13 protein-coding genes are annotated in these 15,713 nt (G+C 71.3%); 4 read left to right on the top strand and 9 right to left on the bottom strand.

The features are described from left to right. Window positions 1–2 precede the first annotated feature (2 nt). Window positions 3–1,178, bottom strand: coding sequence for an alginate lyase family protein (locus ACGFJ7_RS33000; protein WP_360253595.1), 1,176 nt, complete (start codon window positions 1,176–1,178; stop codon window positions 3–5). 195 nt (window positions 1,179–1,373) lie between these two features. Between ACGFJ7_RS33000 and ACGFJ7_RS32995 the strand changes: the two genes are divergently transcribed. Beyond that, entirely contained in the window at window positions 1,374–3,035 is a 1,662-nt protein-coding gene (locus tag ACGFJ7_RS32995; protein ID WP_392645652.1) for an FAD-binding dehydrogenase, read from the top strand. Window positions 3,036–3,328: 293 nt separating this feature from the next. On the opposite strand, the gene ACGFJ7_RS32990 is transcribed toward ACGFJ7_RS32995, so the two are convergent. The 4 genes from ACGFJ7_RS32990 to ACGFJ7_RS32975 all read right to left on the bottom strand — a co-directional run bounded on the left by ACGFJ7_RS32990 (window position 3,329) and on the right by ACGFJ7_RS32975 (window position 8,727). After that, complete coding sequence (locus tag ACGFJ7_RS32990) at window positions 3,329–4,240, bottom strand: hypothetical protein (protein WP_392645650.1); 912 nt, start codon at window positions 4,238–4,240, stop codon at window positions 3,329–3,331. 51 nt (window positions 4,241–4,291) lie between these two features. Beyond that, complete coding sequence (locus tag ACGFJ7_RS32985) at window positions 4,292–4,672, bottom strand: ricin-type beta-trefoil lectin domain protein (RefSeq protein WP_392645648.1); 381 nt, start codon at window positions 4,670–4,672, stop codon at window positions 4,292–4,294. Window positions 4,673–5,668: 996 nt separating this feature from the next. Continuing rightward, window positions 5,669–8,107, bottom strand: a complete 2,439-nt coding sequence (locus ACGFJ7_RS32980; protein ID WP_392645647.1) for a VIT domain-containing protein — start codon at window positions 8,105–8,107, stop codon at window positions 5,669–5,671. Next, a complete protein-coding gene (locus ACGFJ7_RS32975; protein WP_360253585.1) occupies window positions 8,104–8,727 on the bottom strand; it encodes a MerR family transcriptional regulator in 624 nt (207 codons plus the stop codon). Before ACGFJ7_RS32975 ends, ACGFJ7_RS32980 begins: the two co-directional genes overlap by 4 nt. A 46-nt stretch (window positions 8,728–8,773) precedes the next feature. On the opposite strand from ACGFJ7_RS32975, the gene ACGFJ7_RS32970 reads away from it, so the two are divergent. Next, a complete protein-coding gene (locus ACGFJ7_RS32970; protein WP_392645645.1) occupies window positions 8,774–9,505 on the top strand; it encodes a cyclase family protein in 732 nt (243 codons plus the stop codon). On the opposite strand, the gene ACGFJ7_RS32965 is transcribed toward ACGFJ7_RS32970, so the two are convergent. The 4 genes from ACGFJ7_RS32965 to ACGFJ7_RS32950 are packed head-to-tail and all read right to left on the bottom strand — an operon-like array spanning window position 9,481 to window position 13,577. Then, complete coding sequence (locus tag ACGFJ7_RS32965; RefSeq protein WP_360253581.1) at window positions 9,481–11,550, bottom strand: peptidase M6 immune inhibitor A; 2,070 nt, start codon at window positions 11,548–11,550, stop codon at window positions 9,481–9,483. The genes ACGFJ7_RS32970 and ACGFJ7_RS32965 overlap by 25 nt on opposite strands. A 48-nt stretch (window positions 11,551–11,598) precedes the next feature. Further along, entirely contained in the window at window positions 11,599–11,865 is a 267-nt protein-coding gene (locus tag ACGFJ7_RS32960; RefSeq protein ID WP_360253579.1) for a hypothetical protein, read from the bottom strand. Between the two features lie 33 nt (window positions 11,866–11,898). Further along, window positions 11,899–12,681: an ABC transporter permease gene (locus ACGFJ7_RS32955; protein WP_360253577.1), complete on the bottom strand. Its 783-nt coding sequence runs from the start codon at window positions 12,679–12,681 to the stop codon at window positions 11,899–11,901. Next, entirely contained in the window at window positions 12,678–13,577 is a 900-nt protein-coding gene (locus ACGFJ7_RS32950) for an ATP-binding cassette domain-containing protein (RefSeq protein ID WP_360253575.1), read from the bottom strand. Before ACGFJ7_RS32950 ends, ACGFJ7_RS32955 begins: the two co-directional genes overlap by 4 nt. Before the next feature lie 136 nt (window positions 13,578–13,713). Between ACGFJ7_RS32950 and ACGFJ7_RS32945 the strand changes: the two genes are divergently transcribed. Both ACGFJ7_RS32945 and ACGFJ7_RS32940 read left to right on the top strand, forming a co-directional pair. Then, the gene (locus ACGFJ7_RS32945; RefSeq protein ID WP_392645720.1) at window positions 13,714–14,940 is read left to right on the top strand and encodes a histidine kinase; all 1,227 of its coding nucleotides are present in this window, start codon (window positions 13,714–13,716) and stop codon (window positions 14,938–14,940) included. A 34-nt stretch (window positions 14,941–14,974) separates the two neighbouring features. Continuing rightward, on the top strand, window positions 14,975–15,652 hold the full coding sequence (locus ACGFJ7_RS32940) for a response regulator (RefSeq protein ID WP_392645642.1): 678 nt from the start codon (window positions 14,975–14,977) through the stop codon (window positions 15,650–15,652). Window positions 15,653–15,713: the final 61 nt, after the last annotated feature.

The following is a 15,713-nucleotide window of genomic DNA, read 5'->3' as shown; positions in this document are numbered from 1 at the left end:
CCTTAGGCCGGGTTGTTGGCGTGCGTCAGCGTCTCCCAGGCCACGAACAGGTTGTTCGTGCCCTGCGGCCGCTTGGACTCGGTGTACGTCTGGGTGTTCGCCATGGCGTACCCCAAGCGGTTGGAGAGAGCGTTGAAAGCGACCTCCGTGACCGGGCCGAGTCCCTTGACCACCGACCCGCCGCAGATGGCCGACGGCACCGCGGTGCCGTTCTCGAACTTGGTGTGGAGCCCGAGGGCGTGCCGCTCCCGGTCGGCCAGCGACGGCCAGAGGTCCTCGCCCTGAACGCGGCTGGTCTCGGCGATGTGGCTGATCGCGGACAGGCCGTAGCCGGTGTGCGTGAAGTCGCGGCACGTCTCCTGCGACAGCCCGTCGACGAAGGTGCTCTGCCCCTGCCAGAAGCTGATCAGCTCGGACCGGGTGTCGACGCCGCCGACCGGCGGGTACTTGGGCTGGCTGCCGTCGGCGGCGACGTAGACGTACGCCTCGGCCCGGGCCTTGAAGCGGGTGATCGCGCGGTCGTAGCTCGCCTTGTCGTCGAGGTGGACGGCGATGCCGACGGCCGCCTCCATCATGGACAGCTCCCAGTTGCCGTTGCTGGAGCTGCCCTGGATGACCACGGGCAGGTACACGGTGCGCAGCATGGTGGCGAACCGGGCCTGGTTGGGCCAGCTCGAGTACGTGTACTTGATGATCTCGGCGGCGCGCGGCCAGACCGAGCCGGCCCAGCCGGTCTGCAGCGGGGCGTTGCTGTTGGTGTGCGACTTGATCGTGGCCGACCAGGCGTCCATCAGGGCGATGGACTTCTGGGCGTACGCCGCGTTGCCCGTGATGTACCAGGCCAGGGCGTCGGTGTACGCGGCGATGGCGTCCTCGCGCTCGTCAGTGCACCCGTTGTTGGGGTTGGAGTAGGAGCCGCACTCGACAGTCGCCCGCGGCGCGGGGGTACGCGAGAGCGAGGCGTAGCGGCTGGCCATCATCTGGTTGTAGGCGCTCAGCCAAGGCTGGGCGCCGGCGGTGACCTTGCCCTTGACGAAGTCGAGCTGGGCCCGGCTGACCAGGACGCCCGGATGGGCGAAGGTGATCGGGGCGGCGTCGGCGGTCACGAGGCGGACGCCGAAGGTCGCTGTCGCGGCGACCAGAGCCGTGAACGCGGCTAACAGGGCGCGTCTGCGCATAGGGGATCTCCCGGGTGGGGGTGGGGAACCGGAAAGTGACTTAACAGTTCCCACGGCACCGGGGCGCGGTCAAGCGGGCATCGATTGACTTAAGTCTCTCGTGACCGTTTCGTTGCCTTAGTTCGCTCCTTAGTTGAAGTATTTTCGGGCCGCGAACCTGAATAAATTTCGTAATGTCCGGTACATTGCCGGGTCATGAACGCTGACGTCATCGTCGTCGGTGCCGGTCTCGCCGGCCTGGCCGCCGCCCATGAGCTGATCCTCGCCGGCAAACGGGTCGCGCTGGTCGACCAGGAGAACGCCGCCAACCTCGGTGGGCAGGCGTTCTGGTCCTTCGGCGGGCTGCTGTTCGTGGACAGCCCCGAGCAGCGGCGCCTGCGCGTCAAGGACTCGTTCGACCTGGCCTGGAGCGACTGGCAGGGCAGCGCCGCCTTCGACCGCCTCGACGACGAGGACTCCTGGGCGGTGAAGTGGGCCCGGGCGTACGTCGAGTTCGCGGCCGGCGAGAAGCGGGCGTGGCTGTCGTCGCTGGGCATGAGCTGGCTGCCCACGGTGGGCTGGCCGGAGCGCGGCGACCTGCGGGCCGACGGCCACGGCAACTCGGTGCCCCGCTTCCACGTGACCTGGGGGACCGGCACCGGTGTGGTGGCGCCGTTCGTGCGCTCGGTCCAGTCGTCCCCGCTGGTCACGTTCCACTTCCGGCACCGCGTCGACGAGCTGATCGTCTCGAACGGTGCGGTCACGGGCGTACGGGGAAAGGTCTTGACGCCGTTCGACGGCGCTCGCGGGGTGCCGTCCCCGCGCGAGGAGATCTCCGATTTCTCCCTCACGGCCCAGGCGGTCGTCGTCGCCTCGGGCGGCATCGGGGCCAACCACGATTTGGTACGCCGGTACTGGCCCCCGTCCCTCGGCACGCCCCCACAGTCGATGATCACGGGCGTGCCCGCGCACGTCGACGGCCGGATGCTGGGCATCTCGGAGACGGCCGGCGCCCGCCTGGTCAACCGCGACCGCATGTGGCACTACACCGAGGGCATCCGCAACTGGGACCCGATCTGGCCCGGCCACGGCATCCGCATCCTGCCGGCGCCGTCGTCGATGTGGTTCGACGCGCTCGGCCGCCGCCTGCCGGCACCGTGCCTGCCCGGCTACGACACGATGAGCACGCTGCGGTACCTGCGGACGACGCCGGACATCGCGGCCTACGACCACTCCTGGTTCATCCTCACCCAGAAGATCATCGAGAAGGAGTTCGCACTCTCCGGCTCCGAGCAGAACCCGGACATCACGGCCGGCGACCGCCGGGCGTTCCTGAAGGAGCGCATCTTCGGCAAGGGCGCGCCGGCCCCGGTGGAGGCGTTCAAGCAGAAAGGCGAGGACTTCGTGGTCGCGTCCTCGCTGGAGGAGCTGGTGGCGGGCATGAACGCGCTGACGGACGAACCATTGCTCGACGTGGCGGCGATCCGCGACCAGATCGAGGCCCGCGACCGCCAGATGGACAACCCGTACAGCAAGGACGCCCAGGTCCAGGGCATCCGAAACTCCCGCCGCTACTGGGGCGACAAAATCGGCCGCACGGCCAGTCCACACCGCATCCTCGACCCGGCGGCGGACCCGCTGGTAGCGGTGCGGCTCCACATCCTGACCCGCAAAACCTTGGGCGGCATCCAGACAGACTTGAACTCCCGCGCTTTGTCGCCCACCGGCGCCCCGGTCCCCGGCCTGTACGCCGCAGGCGAGGCAGCAGGCTTCGGCGGCGGCGGCGTCCACGGCTACAACGCTTTGGAAGGCACTTTCCTGGGCGGCTGCCTCTTCAGCGGCCGAGCCGCCGGCAAGTCCCTGGCCGCTTCCCTCTAGACCGCCCCCGCCCTTCTACACCGGCCTCATCCACCACGCCCCATTCACGCGCGGTGTCGCTTTCACGCGCAGTGTCGGCTTCCCGCGTGGTGTCGGCTTCCCGCGTGGTGTCGGCTCCTCGCGCGGTGTCGCCTCCACGCGTGGGGGCGGCTTCACGTGGGGCTTCTCGCGCGGTGTCGCCTTTACGCGTGGGATCGGCTTCATGTGAGGGGGTCGGCTTCACGTGAGGGGGGCGGCTTCTCGCGTAGGGGTCGGCTCCTCGCGCGGTATCGCCTTCACGCGCGGCGCCGCGCTCAACTGCGGAGTTTCCCCCCGTCCGCAGCGCTGGCTGCGTCGGCGGTGTTCGCTCGCTCTGCCGGGTTCGCGCCGTCCGCCCTGCCGGCTTCGTCTGCCGCGCCGGCGGTGCCGGACGAGTCCACGCTGGCGGCGGTCCCGGATGAGCTGGCCAGAACAGCGGCGGCGCCGACCACGGCAAGGATGCCCAGCGCGGCAGGCACGGCCCAGCCGTGGCGGATCTCGTCACCCAGCAGCGGAACCGCCACGGCGGCCGGCACGATCACCTCGACCGCCCACAGCAGCGCGGTGACCGGCGCGACGCCGCCCCGGCGCAGGGCGGCCGCATAGGCCGCGGTCCCCGCGATCCCGCTGCAGACGACGACCCACAGCAGCGGCTCCGCCAAGGTCGAGACCCAGGGCGTACGAACGTACACAGCCCGCCCGGCCAGCGCGGTAGCCGAGTACGCGAGCCCGGCCAGCCCCGCCAGGAGCAGCCCTCGCCGATCGGTCCGGGCGGCGAGCAGCACCGCCACCCCCGCGATCACCGCCACGGCGAACCCACCCACGGTCAACACCACTGTCGTCCCGTGGGCCGGCGTCGAGGCCGGCTGTTCCCGGCTGGACAGCCCGATGACGGCGAGCGCGGCCACCATCACCCCGACGGCCACGTAGTCCCGCCGGCGCAGGCGCGTTCGCAGGACCACTCCGGCCAGCAGCACGGTCAGCCCGACCGACCCGGCGAGAACGGCCTGAACCACGTACACCGGAAGGCCCCGCAGAGCCCAGAGCGAAAGCAGCCACCCGCCGCCGTCCCCGGCCAGCCCGGCCAGGTAGAGCGGTGAGGCCGCCAGGGCGAGCACCGTCCCCGGCCGGCGCGCGGCCGCCGCCTGGAGCACGGATCCGCCCGCGTAGGCCACTGCGGCGAGCACAGCGATCAAAAGACTCACAAGTTAGAGAAGCACAAACCTCCTCGTTCCCGGCTATGGAAGTGACCAGCGTTGCTTCGCCGAACCGTCACAGTTCACGACCTGCACGCGGGCCCCCGACCACCGCCCGCCGGACGGATCGGTCAGGCACCCGTTGTTCGAGGCGTTGACCACCAGCTGCCCGGAGACCCGCCATTGGGCCGTGGTCCGCCCGTCGCAGCCGACGATCTGAATCGAGCCGTCCCCCACGACCAGCGCGCACTTGCCGGCCACCCGCAGGGTCCCGTCGGACGCGAAGGTCCACGTCTGCGCGAAGGACCGGTTGCACCCGAACACCTGCACGTGATTGCCGTCGAACGGCACCCCACCGTTGAGGTCGAGGCACATCCCGTTCTGCCCCCGGACGACACCGACCCGCTCAGCCGCCGGCGGCACCGGCGCGATCCCGGCGGGCACACTCGGCGTGGCACCGGTCCCACCCGGCACCGTGGTCGTCGTCGCCACAGGCGAGGCCGGCGAGGACGCGATGACCGGCGCCCCACTGGCCCCTGAGCTCGCCGGCGGCGTCGACGCGGCCGGCGCCGATTTCGTCCCGGCCGCCGTAGTCGGCCCCGACCCCGGCCCTGATCCGGCACCCGCGGTCGACCGCGTGCCGCCACCCGGCCCGCTTCCCGCCGCCGACGGCAGACCCGCATCGGCCGGCGCCGACCCAGCAGTCGCCGCAGGCCCGGAAGCCGGCGGCAGCGGCCCCTCGGCGAGCCCTGTCACCTGCGGCCGCACATCCGACCGCAGCGCCGCGTATCCCGCCGCCGCAGCCCCGAGCAACACCACCACGGCGGCCACGGCCACCACGACCAGCCGCCGACGACGGCCGCCCGGCCCTCTCAGCCTCCCCGGCCCTCGCAACCCGCCCGGTCCTCGCCGTCCGCCGGGCAGAATGATCACGGCCGTGGCGTCATCCGCGCCGTCCCGAGTCCGCCGAGCCTCAGCGTCTTTCGCCGCCGCCGGCCAGGTTTGCTCCGACCCGCCGCGGTCACCGCTGCCCGCCGAAACCCCCAGCGCGCCCGAAGCATCCGGCGCAACTGAGGTGTCCGAGGTGTCCGGCGCTTCGGAGTCGCGAAGCACGAACGGCCGGACAAGCAGCGGATCCCGCTCGTCACCCACGTCGTCGCCTGTCACGAAACCCCCGCCGCCGTCGAGCCCTCAAGAGACGATCGACCGACCAACCTACCCGCGATGATCGAGCCCACACCGCCCGCCGAACATCCGACTTTCCACCCGTTGCGCCCGCCCGGACAGCGAACGCCCTCGTTCCGTCGACAAGCCGACACAGGCACAGCCGTCACCACGCTCACTTCCCCGGCGGCGCTCAAGATCGCCAAAAACCTACCTCGTGACCCTCCACGCCCGACACTCGCACCCTTCGTGGAGTCAGCGTTTCCAGAAGGCCTTTCGTGTCGGAGCCGGACCGGGGTCAGCGGGCGGCGGCGTGGCCGCGGCGCCGGCGAAAGCGCTCAAGGTCTGGAGAGCGGCCTCCCACTTCTCGTCGACCGCGGTGTCGCCTCGCAGTAGTGCCACCAGGTCGGCCAACGGCCGGAACGTCTCGTCGCCGGCCGACCCGACCAGAACGTCGAGCCGGCTGGCCAGGTCGTCGAGCAGATCACGCCGCTCCCAGACCGGAAGCCCGGCCGCGTCGCGGAGGCGCTGGACCTCAGTCGCCGCCAGCGAGCGCATCTCGTCGACAGACGGAGCCGAACTGCCCGTACCGGCCAGCTTGGCGAACGACGCCCTCGCCCTCGGCGAGGCGAAGCCCGAGGCGGCAGCCGTCCGCCGGCCGCCGGGCGCGCCGCCGAGCACCGCCCCGGCGCCGGCACCGGCCGACGTCTCAGCGGCGCCGTCGAAGCTCAACAACGCGGGACCGGCCGGCGCCGGCGCGCCCGGCGGCATCGGCGGAGCGAACGACGCCGCCGCCATGCGAAGCATCGCCGGCGCGACGTCGCCCGGCCCCTCCCAGCCCTGGGGAAGCTCGACCGGCTGAGTCACCCGCCGGGTCTGGCCGCCCTCGTTGACGACCCGGCTGTCCACCGCGACGAACGCGGTGAACCGGCACAACACGCCGTACCGCAAGGAGGTGGCGACGATGCGCTGCTCGAGGCTTCGATCGCCGGCCGCGTACGCGTCTTCGAGGTCGCGCAGCCGGGCCCGCGCCCACTGTGCCGTGATCGCGCTTTCCGACCGTTCCTCCAGGGCGATCGTCGTGCTGAACTCACGGTCGTCGCGGGTACGGCCGGTCACCGTGAACCGCCCGCCGGTGGCCGAGCCGGCGTAGCGGCCGCTCACCACGAGGGGGACTCCCGGGTAGATTCCCGGCAGCCGGGCCGGGGTGCGCTCGTCGTCGATCAGGCGCAGTCCCTCGGCGCTGACCCGCAGGCCGGACACGACCGGCGAGCCGATCCGGCGATGGATGTGCTCCATCGCCTCGTCGAGCCGGTCCTCGCTCTCCACCAGTTCGGCCCGGCCCGCGCCCAGGGCGGCCAGCCGGCCCAGGAATCCGGCGTTGACCGCGCGGTCGATGCCGATCGTGTGGATGCGGGTGGTGCCGATCAGCGGCGTGATGTCGTGGACGATCTGGTCCTCGTTGCCGACCTGGCCGTCGGTCACCAGCACGAGCACACGGTCGCGGTCCTCGCTGGCCCGGAGCAGCCCGAGTCCCTGCGACAGCGGGCTGAGCAACTCGGTGCCACCGCGGGCGCCGGCCCGGGCGAGGTGTTCCACGGCCCGGAAGCGGTTGCGGTCGGACGCCTCGACCAGGCCCTCGCCGAGGTCGTCGGGCCGGTCGACCTGGTGGTCGAAGGTGAGCACGGCGAAGCGGTCGGCGCCGGTCAGTGTGTCGACGACGCGGGCGGCGGCGCGGCGCGCGGCCACCATCTTCCACCCGCCCATGCTCCCCGAACGGTCGAGGAGCAGCACCACGTCCTTGGGGCGGGCGGGCGCGGCCTCGGCCGGCGGTAGAACCACCAACTGGTACACGCCGCCGGGCTCCTCGGCCCTCTCGTCGGGCACGCCGATCGCGGTCTCGCCGCCACCCGCGTACGGCAGCCGCAGAATGAAGTCGCGGTCGGCCCGTTCGCCGGGCTTGATGCTCAGCGTGCCGTCCTGGTCGACGACGGTGTGCAGGCTTGACGTGACCTGGCCCAGGGTGAGGCCGGCGGGGTCGATGTCGACGCCGACTGACAACCGCAGGGGGTTGGGGAAGCCGGGCAGCAGAACCGGGGGAGTGATGCGGGAGGCGTCCGGCACGGCATCGGTGTCCTGCGCCTGCCCGTCACCGGCCGACGGGCCGGGCAGCGGGGTGCCCGGGATGTAGCGCGGGGCCACCACGAGCGGGAAGCGGAACGTGGCGGCGCCGTCCTCGAACGGCAGCGGGCCGACGAGGCTCAGCCGGATCGTCACCCGCTCGCCGGGCAGGATGTTCCCGACCCGCATGGTGAAGACGTCGGGCCGTTCCTCCTCGGCGATGGAGGCGCGCTGACCGGCGGCGACGGCTTTGTCGTACGTCTCGCGAGCCGCCGCCCGCTCCTGCAGCTCCGCCTCGATCGTGCGCTCGTCGGCGGTCATGGTCATGCCGGTCACGGCCGCGCGGTCGGGCAGCGGAAAGACGTAGGTCGCCTCGAGCGCGACCTCGTGCACGTTGACGAATTCGGTGACCACGACGGTACGGGCGCCCAGCCCGCTGATGTGCGCGCGGACGTCGAGGCGGTCGAGTGGCAGGGCGCCGCGGTCGGTGCGCAGGCAGCCGAAGCCGGAGTCGGGCAGGATCCGCACGCGGCTGATCTCGCCGGGGCTCATCGGGGCGACGGAGAAGGTCATACGGAACTCCCATCAATAAGGCCACGTGCGGCGAGCAGATCGATCAGTGGCGCGGCGGCCGCGGCGATGTCGTCGCGGTCGCGCTCGGTCAGGGGGCGGGGGACGATGAGCAGGACGCCGCCCTCGAGGGCGACGCCGGAGACGGGCTGGGCGGTCGCCCGGCGCGCCGGGCGGTCCCTCGCCTCTTCGACGATTGGCGGCGGTCTGTGGAAGGCCTGCTGCCCGGGCGGGTCTGTCCAGAAACGCGGGCGGGTCTTGGTGGCGTCGGGCGGTGGGCCGTCGCCACCCTCACCGTCACTGTCACCGAGCAGATGCTCCGGGATCTGAGCGGCGACGCGCAGGGCCTCCGGGGAGATCCAGGCGAACTCGGCCTGAATCTGCGCGAGGCTCTGGCCCAGTGCCTGGCGGCGCTTGATGGTCACCAGCTGTTGCAGGTGCCGAGGACCGTAGAGGGCGGTGCGCCCCCGCATGCCCGACGGCTTGTCGACCAGGCCGATGGTCGTATACCACCGGATCGCCCGCCGGTCGGGCACGTCGCGGACGCGGGCATTGGGCGCACCGGGGTATTCGGCCGCGAGGGCTTCGCGTACCCGTTCCACCAGCTCGTCGATCGTCCACATGCCAACGAGTTTGACACTGTCATCGTGACAGTGTCAATGTGTGTGCATGACCCGATCCGCCGGCAGTTGGGCGCCGCCCCGCCTGATCAGCCTGTCCCACCTCAACGACCCCGACACCACCGTCGTCTATCCCGGCGACCCGGCTTTCGAGCTCGAGACGGTGGCCACCATCGGACAGGAGGGGTTCTACCTGCGCCTCGTCCACGAGGGCGAGCACACCGGCACCCACTGGGGTGCGCCCGGCCATTTCAGTTCCGGCCAGCCGCTGGCCGACGAGCTCGACCTGGAGGACCTATGCCTGCCGGCGGTGCGGATCGACGTGCGGGAGCAGTGCGCGCGCGACGCGGACTACGAGGTGACGATCGCCGACGTCGAGGAGTGGGAGCGGCGGCACGGCCGCATCCCGGACGAGTCGATGGTGATCATTTGGACCGGGTGGGACCAGCGCTGGGGCACGGAGGCCTTCCTCAACGCGGATGCCGGAGGAGTGCTCCACCAGCCGGGCTTCGCCCTCGAGACGGTGCGCTGGCTGATCGACACGGGCCGGCTCGGCCGCAGGGGTGGCACGGGGACCGACACCTTCGGCCCCGACCCGGGCCGGGACACCGGTCTGGCGGTGTCCCGGTTGGTCTATCAGCGTCATCGGATCAGCCTGGAGTGCCTGGCCAACCTGGCCGCGCTCCCGCCGACGGGCGCCTACGTCCTCTGCGGCGGCCAGATCAACAAGGCCGGTTCCGGCTCGACCGCGCTCATCTACGGCTTGCTGCCGCCTGGCTGAAGCACGCCGTTGACCGTCAGGCGGTATGGCGCGTACTGCTTGATCTTCTCGGTCGGCTCGTCGTAGGACACGATCGCCACCACTTGGGGATAGGAGGCGAGCCGGGCGAACTCGTCCAGCGTCACGATCTCCACCCGGTCCTCGCCGAGCCCGACGAGCCGCACGTGCCAGTTGTGCACCGCGACGGGCCTGATCGACGTGGGCGAGGTCCATCCGTCCAGCGTGGAGCCATCGCTGAGCGTCTGCCCGTCCAGCGTGATCGTGCCGATCCGCCATCCGCCCCGGCTACCGCCGGCGTCAGTCACGAACCGCAGACCCAAAAGGACGTTCTTTCCCGCGTACGAGGTGAGGTCGTACCGCGCGGAGACGACACCGTTGCTGGTTCCGGTGATCCCGAAACCCAGCGGCCCGACACTGGTGCGGTCGCCGCGCAGCGCCATGTAGGTACGCCCGCCGTCGGTCGACACTGTCACATAGCCGTAGTCGTATCGGTCCTCCAGCGCGTAGGAGGTCTCGAGCGTCAGCGCGGGCTTGCCGGCCGGGACAGTGACGGCCCGGACGGCGTGCGAGTCGAGGTCGTCGGTGTTGCCGGAGAAAAGCGTCTTCTCGGCCACCCGCCAGCCGGTCGGCAGCGGTGGCAGGTGCGTGGCCCCGGCGAAGCTGAGCGACCGGACGGGTGTCGGCAACGGCACGTAATCGGCGCCGTTGGGTGCCGCTCCGGGCTCGGCGTACAGGGCCTTGTTGCCGAGGTTGACCGTCGATCGCAAGCTTTTGGCCGTGACCTTCCCGGCCTCCGTCCCGATCACCGTGCCGCCGGGCTCGCCGGCGATCCGGTCGACCAGCGTCATCGTCTGAAAGTCGTGCAACACGTCGTACAGCGGCACACCGGTCGGCAGCGCCGCCTGGATCGCGGCCAGGCCCTGGCGCATCCCGTCGCGGTGCAGCAGCGAGATCGTCCGCAGGCCGAACCGGTCCCGCAGATACAGCATGAGCTGATAGACGAGGCCGTAATCGGCCAGCACCTCGCTGGGCGTGCCCTCATCCCACAGATTCGGCGAGTTCTGCGGGCCGCCGCAGTCGCGCGGGTTCGCGTTGTACTTCGTCTTGACGGGGCCGAACCCCTGGAAACACATGATGTGCGTGTCGTTGCCGGGCTCGTCGACCTTGGAGCGGGCGTCCACGTAACCGACGAGGGTCTGCGCGAAATCGGCCAGCCCCTCGTTGAGCCACTTGGCCTCCCGCGGGTCGGCGTAATACTCGAGCAGGTGCTGCCACTCGTGGGCGAACGTCGACTCGTACATCCGCGGCCGGGCGGGCCGGCTCGTGCACAGGTCACCGGCCGGATCGTGCGCCGGGTCGGCGCCGAGGCGGTGCTTCCAGTCGTACGCGTCGATGGTCATGACGTTGCGATCGAACAGCTCGTTGAGCTGCGACGAGAAGAATCCGGCGGTGTAGGTGACCGCCTTGGGGAAAGTGAAGAAGTTGGCGTCGCGGACGTTGTCGACCAGGGTGACCGTCTTGTCGCCGTCACCGGTGAAATCGCCGGCCGCCGTGGCTTTCGTGCCGTCGCGGCTGGGTGGCGTGCTGAAGACCGCGGTCTCCAAGGGGTAGATCTTCCGGTCGAACTCGTCGATCAGATCGGCCACCTGCGCGTCGGTGACCTCCACCGAGTTCTTGCGGCAGTCCGTCGCCGGGAAGGCGAGGTCCTCGGCCACCCACACCTCGATGTGCCGGCCGACCGCCCGCAGCGTGTACTTCTTGCCGTAGAACTGGCCGCTCGTGTCGTCGAGTCCCAGCCAGTTCCGCGCGGTGCCCACCGGTGGTGTCGGCTTCGGCTCGGCCGCCGCCCGGGACCGCACGTGCGGCCGATATCGGGGTTCCTTCGGCAGCACCCGCCCGTCGAAGGTGAACTGGGTGCGGTCGAGCTCGCGGGTGTCCGCGGCCGCGCCGGCCTGGTCCCGATCGGCCATCGCGGGACTGGGTGCGACGGCCAGGGGGATGAGAAGGGCGATCGCCGCAAAGGCTGCGAAGCGGACGCGGTCCATGAACGGGGACGCTACCCGTCACGTGCCGGGCGGACCGGCAACATGCGGCTATTCGAACACCGAGTGGTCGCGATCGCCCTCGGCGCGGCGGCGAGCCCGCCGACGCAGCTGGACGACGACCATGTCGACCACCGCCACGACGGCCCAGGCGAGCAGCAGCCAGCCCGGAACCGTCCAGCCCGAGCGGAACAGCAGGATCGCCAGCACCGTGCACACGACGAAACCGAACGCGGCGAGGACGAGCCGCAGGTTCAGCGCGCTGTAGGGCTGATCGACCGTGCCGCGACGGCCGGGCGGCTGGGCACCGATGGGCATGCGCCACGGTACCCCCGCCCAGCCGCCGGCAAACTACGAGACCTCGCGGCGCAGGACGCGCCACACGCCGAGAGCGAGCGGCAGCACCACCCACACCGCGGCGGAGACACCGACCCGGGCCCACTCGCCCGAGGTCATGCCCGGCTCCGACATGGCCGTCGTCGTGGTGTTGATGTCGATCCACTCGGCCGCGGTCCGCAGGGCCTTGATCGTCCCGCCGAGGATGCTCCAGACCATCGGCACGGCGAAGAAGGCGACGATCGCCAGCGGCGTGTTCAGCAGCAGGGCACCGAAACCGATGCCCATCAGAACGAAGATCACCTGCAAGGCGACGCCTTGCCAGATCACCGAGCCGTCGATGGTCCAGGAGCCGTCGCCGCCGAGGGCCGCCCCCAGCAGGTTGGCCACGGCGCTCAGCGCCAGCGCCGCCGCGGTCGACGCGACGGCGATCAGCACCCCGGCGATCAGCTTGGCCCCGATGACCCGGCCGCGCGCCGGCACCAGGGTGAACGTGGTCAGCGCGGTGCGCTGCGACCACTCGCCGGTCATGGACAGGATGCCCAGCACCGGCAGGAGCACGGACGAGGGCAGCAGGCCGAACTGGAAGAACTCCTGGAACGTCTGCTCCTCGTCGGGCGCCCAGCCGATCATGATCGCCGAGGTGGCGGCCGTGGCGAAGGCGATCACGATGAGCAGCCACAGCCCGGCCCGGGTGTCGGCCAGCTTCCGCAACTCGATCACGGTGAGCCGGCCGATCGGCACCGGACGGGTGCCGGCCCGCTCGATCTGCGGCGGGGTCTCGAGCACGGCGGTCATCGGACAGCCTCCTTCACGGAATCACCGGCGGTCAGGGTGAGGAACATCTGCTCCAGCCCGCCGCTACCGGCCGGGCGGAGCTCGATCAGTACCAGTCCGGCGTCGGCCGCGGCCCGCCCGATCGCCTCGGCGCCGGCCTGGACGACGACGCCCCCGTCGGTCGTCTTCGTCCCGGCCAGACCGGCGCGCTTGAGCACCAGGTCGAGCCCGGCCGGGTCGAGCGCCCGGACCAGGGTGCCGGAGGCGGCGAGCAGCTCCGCCTTGTCGCCCTGGGCGACGATGCGGCCGCCGCCGATCACGACCAGGTGGTCGGCGACCGCCTCGACCTCGCGGAGCAGATGGGAGGAGAGCAGTACCGTGCCGCCCCGGTCGGCGAACTCCCGCAGCAGGCCACGCATCCAGAAGATGCCTTCCGGGTCGAGGCCGTTCGCCGGCTCGTCCAGAATCAGCACCGCCGGGTCGCCCAGCAGGGCCAAGGCCAGTCCGAGCCGCTGCCGCATGCCGAGCGAGTACGCCCGTACCCGGCGCTTGGCGGCCGTCGCGTTGAGCCCCACCCGGTCCAGCGCGCGGGGCACCTCGCGGGTGTCGACGCCCATGGTGAGCGCGGCCAGGCTGAGGACCTCGCGGCCGGTCCGCCCGGCATGCTGGGCGGAGGCGTCGAGCAGGACCCCGACGTGGCGGCCGGGGTTGCCGAGCCGCCGGTACGGGAGCCCGCTCACGGTAGCCGTTCCGGACGACGGCGGGGTGAGGCCGCAGATCATGCGCATGGTGGTCGACTTGCCGGCGCCGTTCGGCCCGAGGAAACCGGTTACCGTGCCCGGCTCGCAGGAGAACGACACATCGTCGACGGCGGGATGGTTGCCGTACCTCTTGGTGAGATGTTCGACCGTGATCATGCTTCCAGCGTGGCGGTGCCGGCCGGGCCGGCGCGTCGGCCGGAGGTCGCCGGCAAGAAACCTTGGTAGGGGCCGAACACCTACTTTGGTAGGTATCGGCCGACGCGCACCGGCTCGTAAAGTCGCCTTCGTGGGAATGCTGAAGCCTGAGTATCAGTGGCTGTTACCGGCCGGGCTGGAGTCGGCCGTCCCGACGCGCCGATCCACCCGCGACTGGGTGATCGATCTGCTCTGCTTCACGCTTGGTTACGGTTTCACGCTGCTCGTCACGATCGACCTGTTGCAGACCGACCCGAGCGTGGTGCCGGAATGGGACGGGGCGACGATCTGGATGATCTGGCTCGACTTCGCGGCCGGCACCATCGCGGGGCTCGGCCTGTGGTGGCGGCGTGGCCGCTGGCTGATTCCGCTGGCCACGTTCGCCATGCTGGTCTCACTGTTCTCGGTGGCCGCGGCCATCACCTGCCTGATCGTGCTGTTCACCGTGGCGGTGCATCGCCGGTTCGTGGTCATGGCGGTGTTCGCCGGCGCGGCGGTGCTGACCAACGCCGCCTTCCCCGTGCTGCGGCCCGAGGGCAAGGACCCCTACTGGGAGTCGACGGCATGGGGTGCGGTCATCATCGTGATCGTCTGCCTCTGGGGCATGGTGGTCCGCTCCCGACGCCAGCTGGTGCTGTCGCTGCGCGACCGCGCGGAGCGCGCCGAGTCGGAGCAGCAGCTGCGGGTGGCCCAGGCGCGCTCGCTCGAGCGCAACCGGATCGCCCGCGAGATGCACGACGTGCTCGCCCACCGCATCTCGCTGCTGAGCCTGCACGCGGGCGCGCTCGAGATCAAGCCCGACGCGGCGCCGCATGACGTGGCGACCGCCGCCGGCGTCATCCGGGCCAGCGCCCACCAGGCGTTGCAGGACCTCCGCGAGGTGATCGGCGTGCTGCGGGCCGAAGGGCACGAGGGCGCGCCCGAGCCGCCCCAGCCCACGCTCGGCGCGCTGCCCGCCCTGGCCGACGAGTCGCGCTCGGCGGGAGTCAAGGTCCGCTTGGATGTACGGATCGAGCCCGCCACCGTGCCGGACGGTACGGGCCGGACGGCGTACCGGATCGTGCAGGAAGGCCTCACGAACGCTCGCAAGCACGCGCCCGGCACGACGGTGGAAGTCGCTGTCGACGGCGCCGCGGGCGATGGCCTGACCATCAACATCCGCAATCCCTGGCCCCTGCTGAACCCGTCGGTCGCCATCCCCGGCACAGGGACGGGGCTGATCGGCCTCACCGAGCGGGCCACCCTGGCCGGTGGTCGCCTGAAACATGGGCGCACCCCCGACAACCAGTTCGCGCTCACCGCGTGGCTTCCGTGGCCCTCGTGAGCTCCGCCCGCGGCCCGATCCGAGGAGTGCGTCGGTGAGTGACAACGCCGGGCCGGCGGGGGAGGCGATCCGGGTGCTGGTCGTCGACGACGACGCGCTTGTTCGGGCTGGGCTGACGATGATCCTGTCGGCGGCCGCCGACGTGGCAGTGGTGGGCGAGGCCTCGGACGGTGCCGAAGTGCCGGGGGCCGTGGCGGCGCACCGGCCCGATGTGGTGCTGATGGACATCCGGATGCCGAAAGTCGACGGGCTCGCGGCGACCGAGACGCTGCGGGCGCGGAGCGGGGCGCCCGAAGTGATCGTGTTGACGACGTTCGACGCGGACGAGTACGTGTTGCGGGCCTTGCGGGCCGGGGCCAGCGGGTTTCTGCTCAAGGACACGCCGCCGGTGGAGATCCTGCGGGCGGTTCGGCGGGTGGCGCAGGGTGAGGCGATGCTGTCACCCACAGTGACGCGGCAGCTGATCGCGCATGTGGCGGCGCCGGCGCAACCGTCGCAGGTCCGTGCCGCCGAACGGCTCGACCGGCTCAGCGAGCGGGAGCGGGAGGTCGCTCTCGCGCTCGGGCAGGGGCGGTCGAACGCGGAGATCTCCTCCGACCTGTACATGTCGATCGCCACCGTGAAGGCGCACGTGTCCCGCCTCCTGATCAAGCTGGAGCTGAACAACCGCGTCCAGGTCGCCCTCCTGGTTCACGACGCCGGCCTCGTCTGAGCCCGGCAAGCCGGAGAACGGGCGCCGCGACCGCGCTGGGCGAGGCGAAGCGGACCGCGCA

It is taken from the genome of Actinoplanes sp. NPDC048988 (assembly GCF_043197815.1).
Classification (GTDB): domain Bacteria; phylum Actinomycetota; class Actinomycetes; order Mycobacteriales; family Micromonosporaceae; genus Actinoplanes.
The sequence above is the reverse complement of the archived record's forward strand: the minus strand, read 5'-3'. Positions and strand labels throughout refer to the sequence as shown.

Coding starts and splice junctions, on each gene's coding strand:
- ACGFJ7_RS33000 (WP_360253595.1), bottom strand. CDS start 1,178: ATGCGCAGACGCGCCCTGTTAGCCGCGTTCACGGCTCTGGTCGCCGCG.
- ACGFJ7_RS32995 (WP_392645652.1), top strand. CDS start 1,374: ATGAACGCTGACGTCATCGTCGTCGGTGCCGGTCTCGCCGGCCTGGCC.
- ACGFJ7_RS32980 (WP_392645647.1), bottom strand. CDS start 8,107: ATGACCTTCTCCGTCGCCCCGATGAGCCCCGGCGAGATCAGCCGCGTG.
- ACGFJ7_RS32975 (WP_360253585.1), bottom strand. CDS start 8,727: ATGTGGACGATCGACGAGCTGGTGGAACGGGTACGCGAAGCCCTCGCG.
- ACGFJ7_RS32970 (WP_392645645.1), top strand. CDS start 8,774: ATGACCCGATCCGCCGGCAGTTGGGCGCCGCCCCGCCTGATCAGCCTG.
- ACGFJ7_RS32965 (WP_360253581.1), bottom strand. CDS start 11,550: ATGGACCGCGTCCGCTTCGCAGCCTTTGCGGCGATCGCCCTTCTCATC.
- ACGFJ7_RS32960 (WP_360253579.1), bottom strand. CDS start 11,865: ATGCCCATCGGTGCCCAGCCGCCCGGCCGTCGCGGCACGGTCGATCAG.
- ACGFJ7_RS32955 (WP_360253577.1), bottom strand. CDS start 12,681: ATGACCGCCGTGCTCGAGACCCCGCCGCAGATCGAGCGGGCCGGCACC.
- ACGFJ7_RS32950 (WP_360253575.1), bottom strand. CDS start 13,577: ATGATCACGGTCGAACATCTCACCAAGAGGTACGGCAACCATCCCGCC.
- ACGFJ7_RS32945 (WP_392645720.1), top strand. CDS start 13,714: ATGCTGAAGCCTGAGTATCAGTGGCTGTTACCGGCCGGGCTGGAGTCG.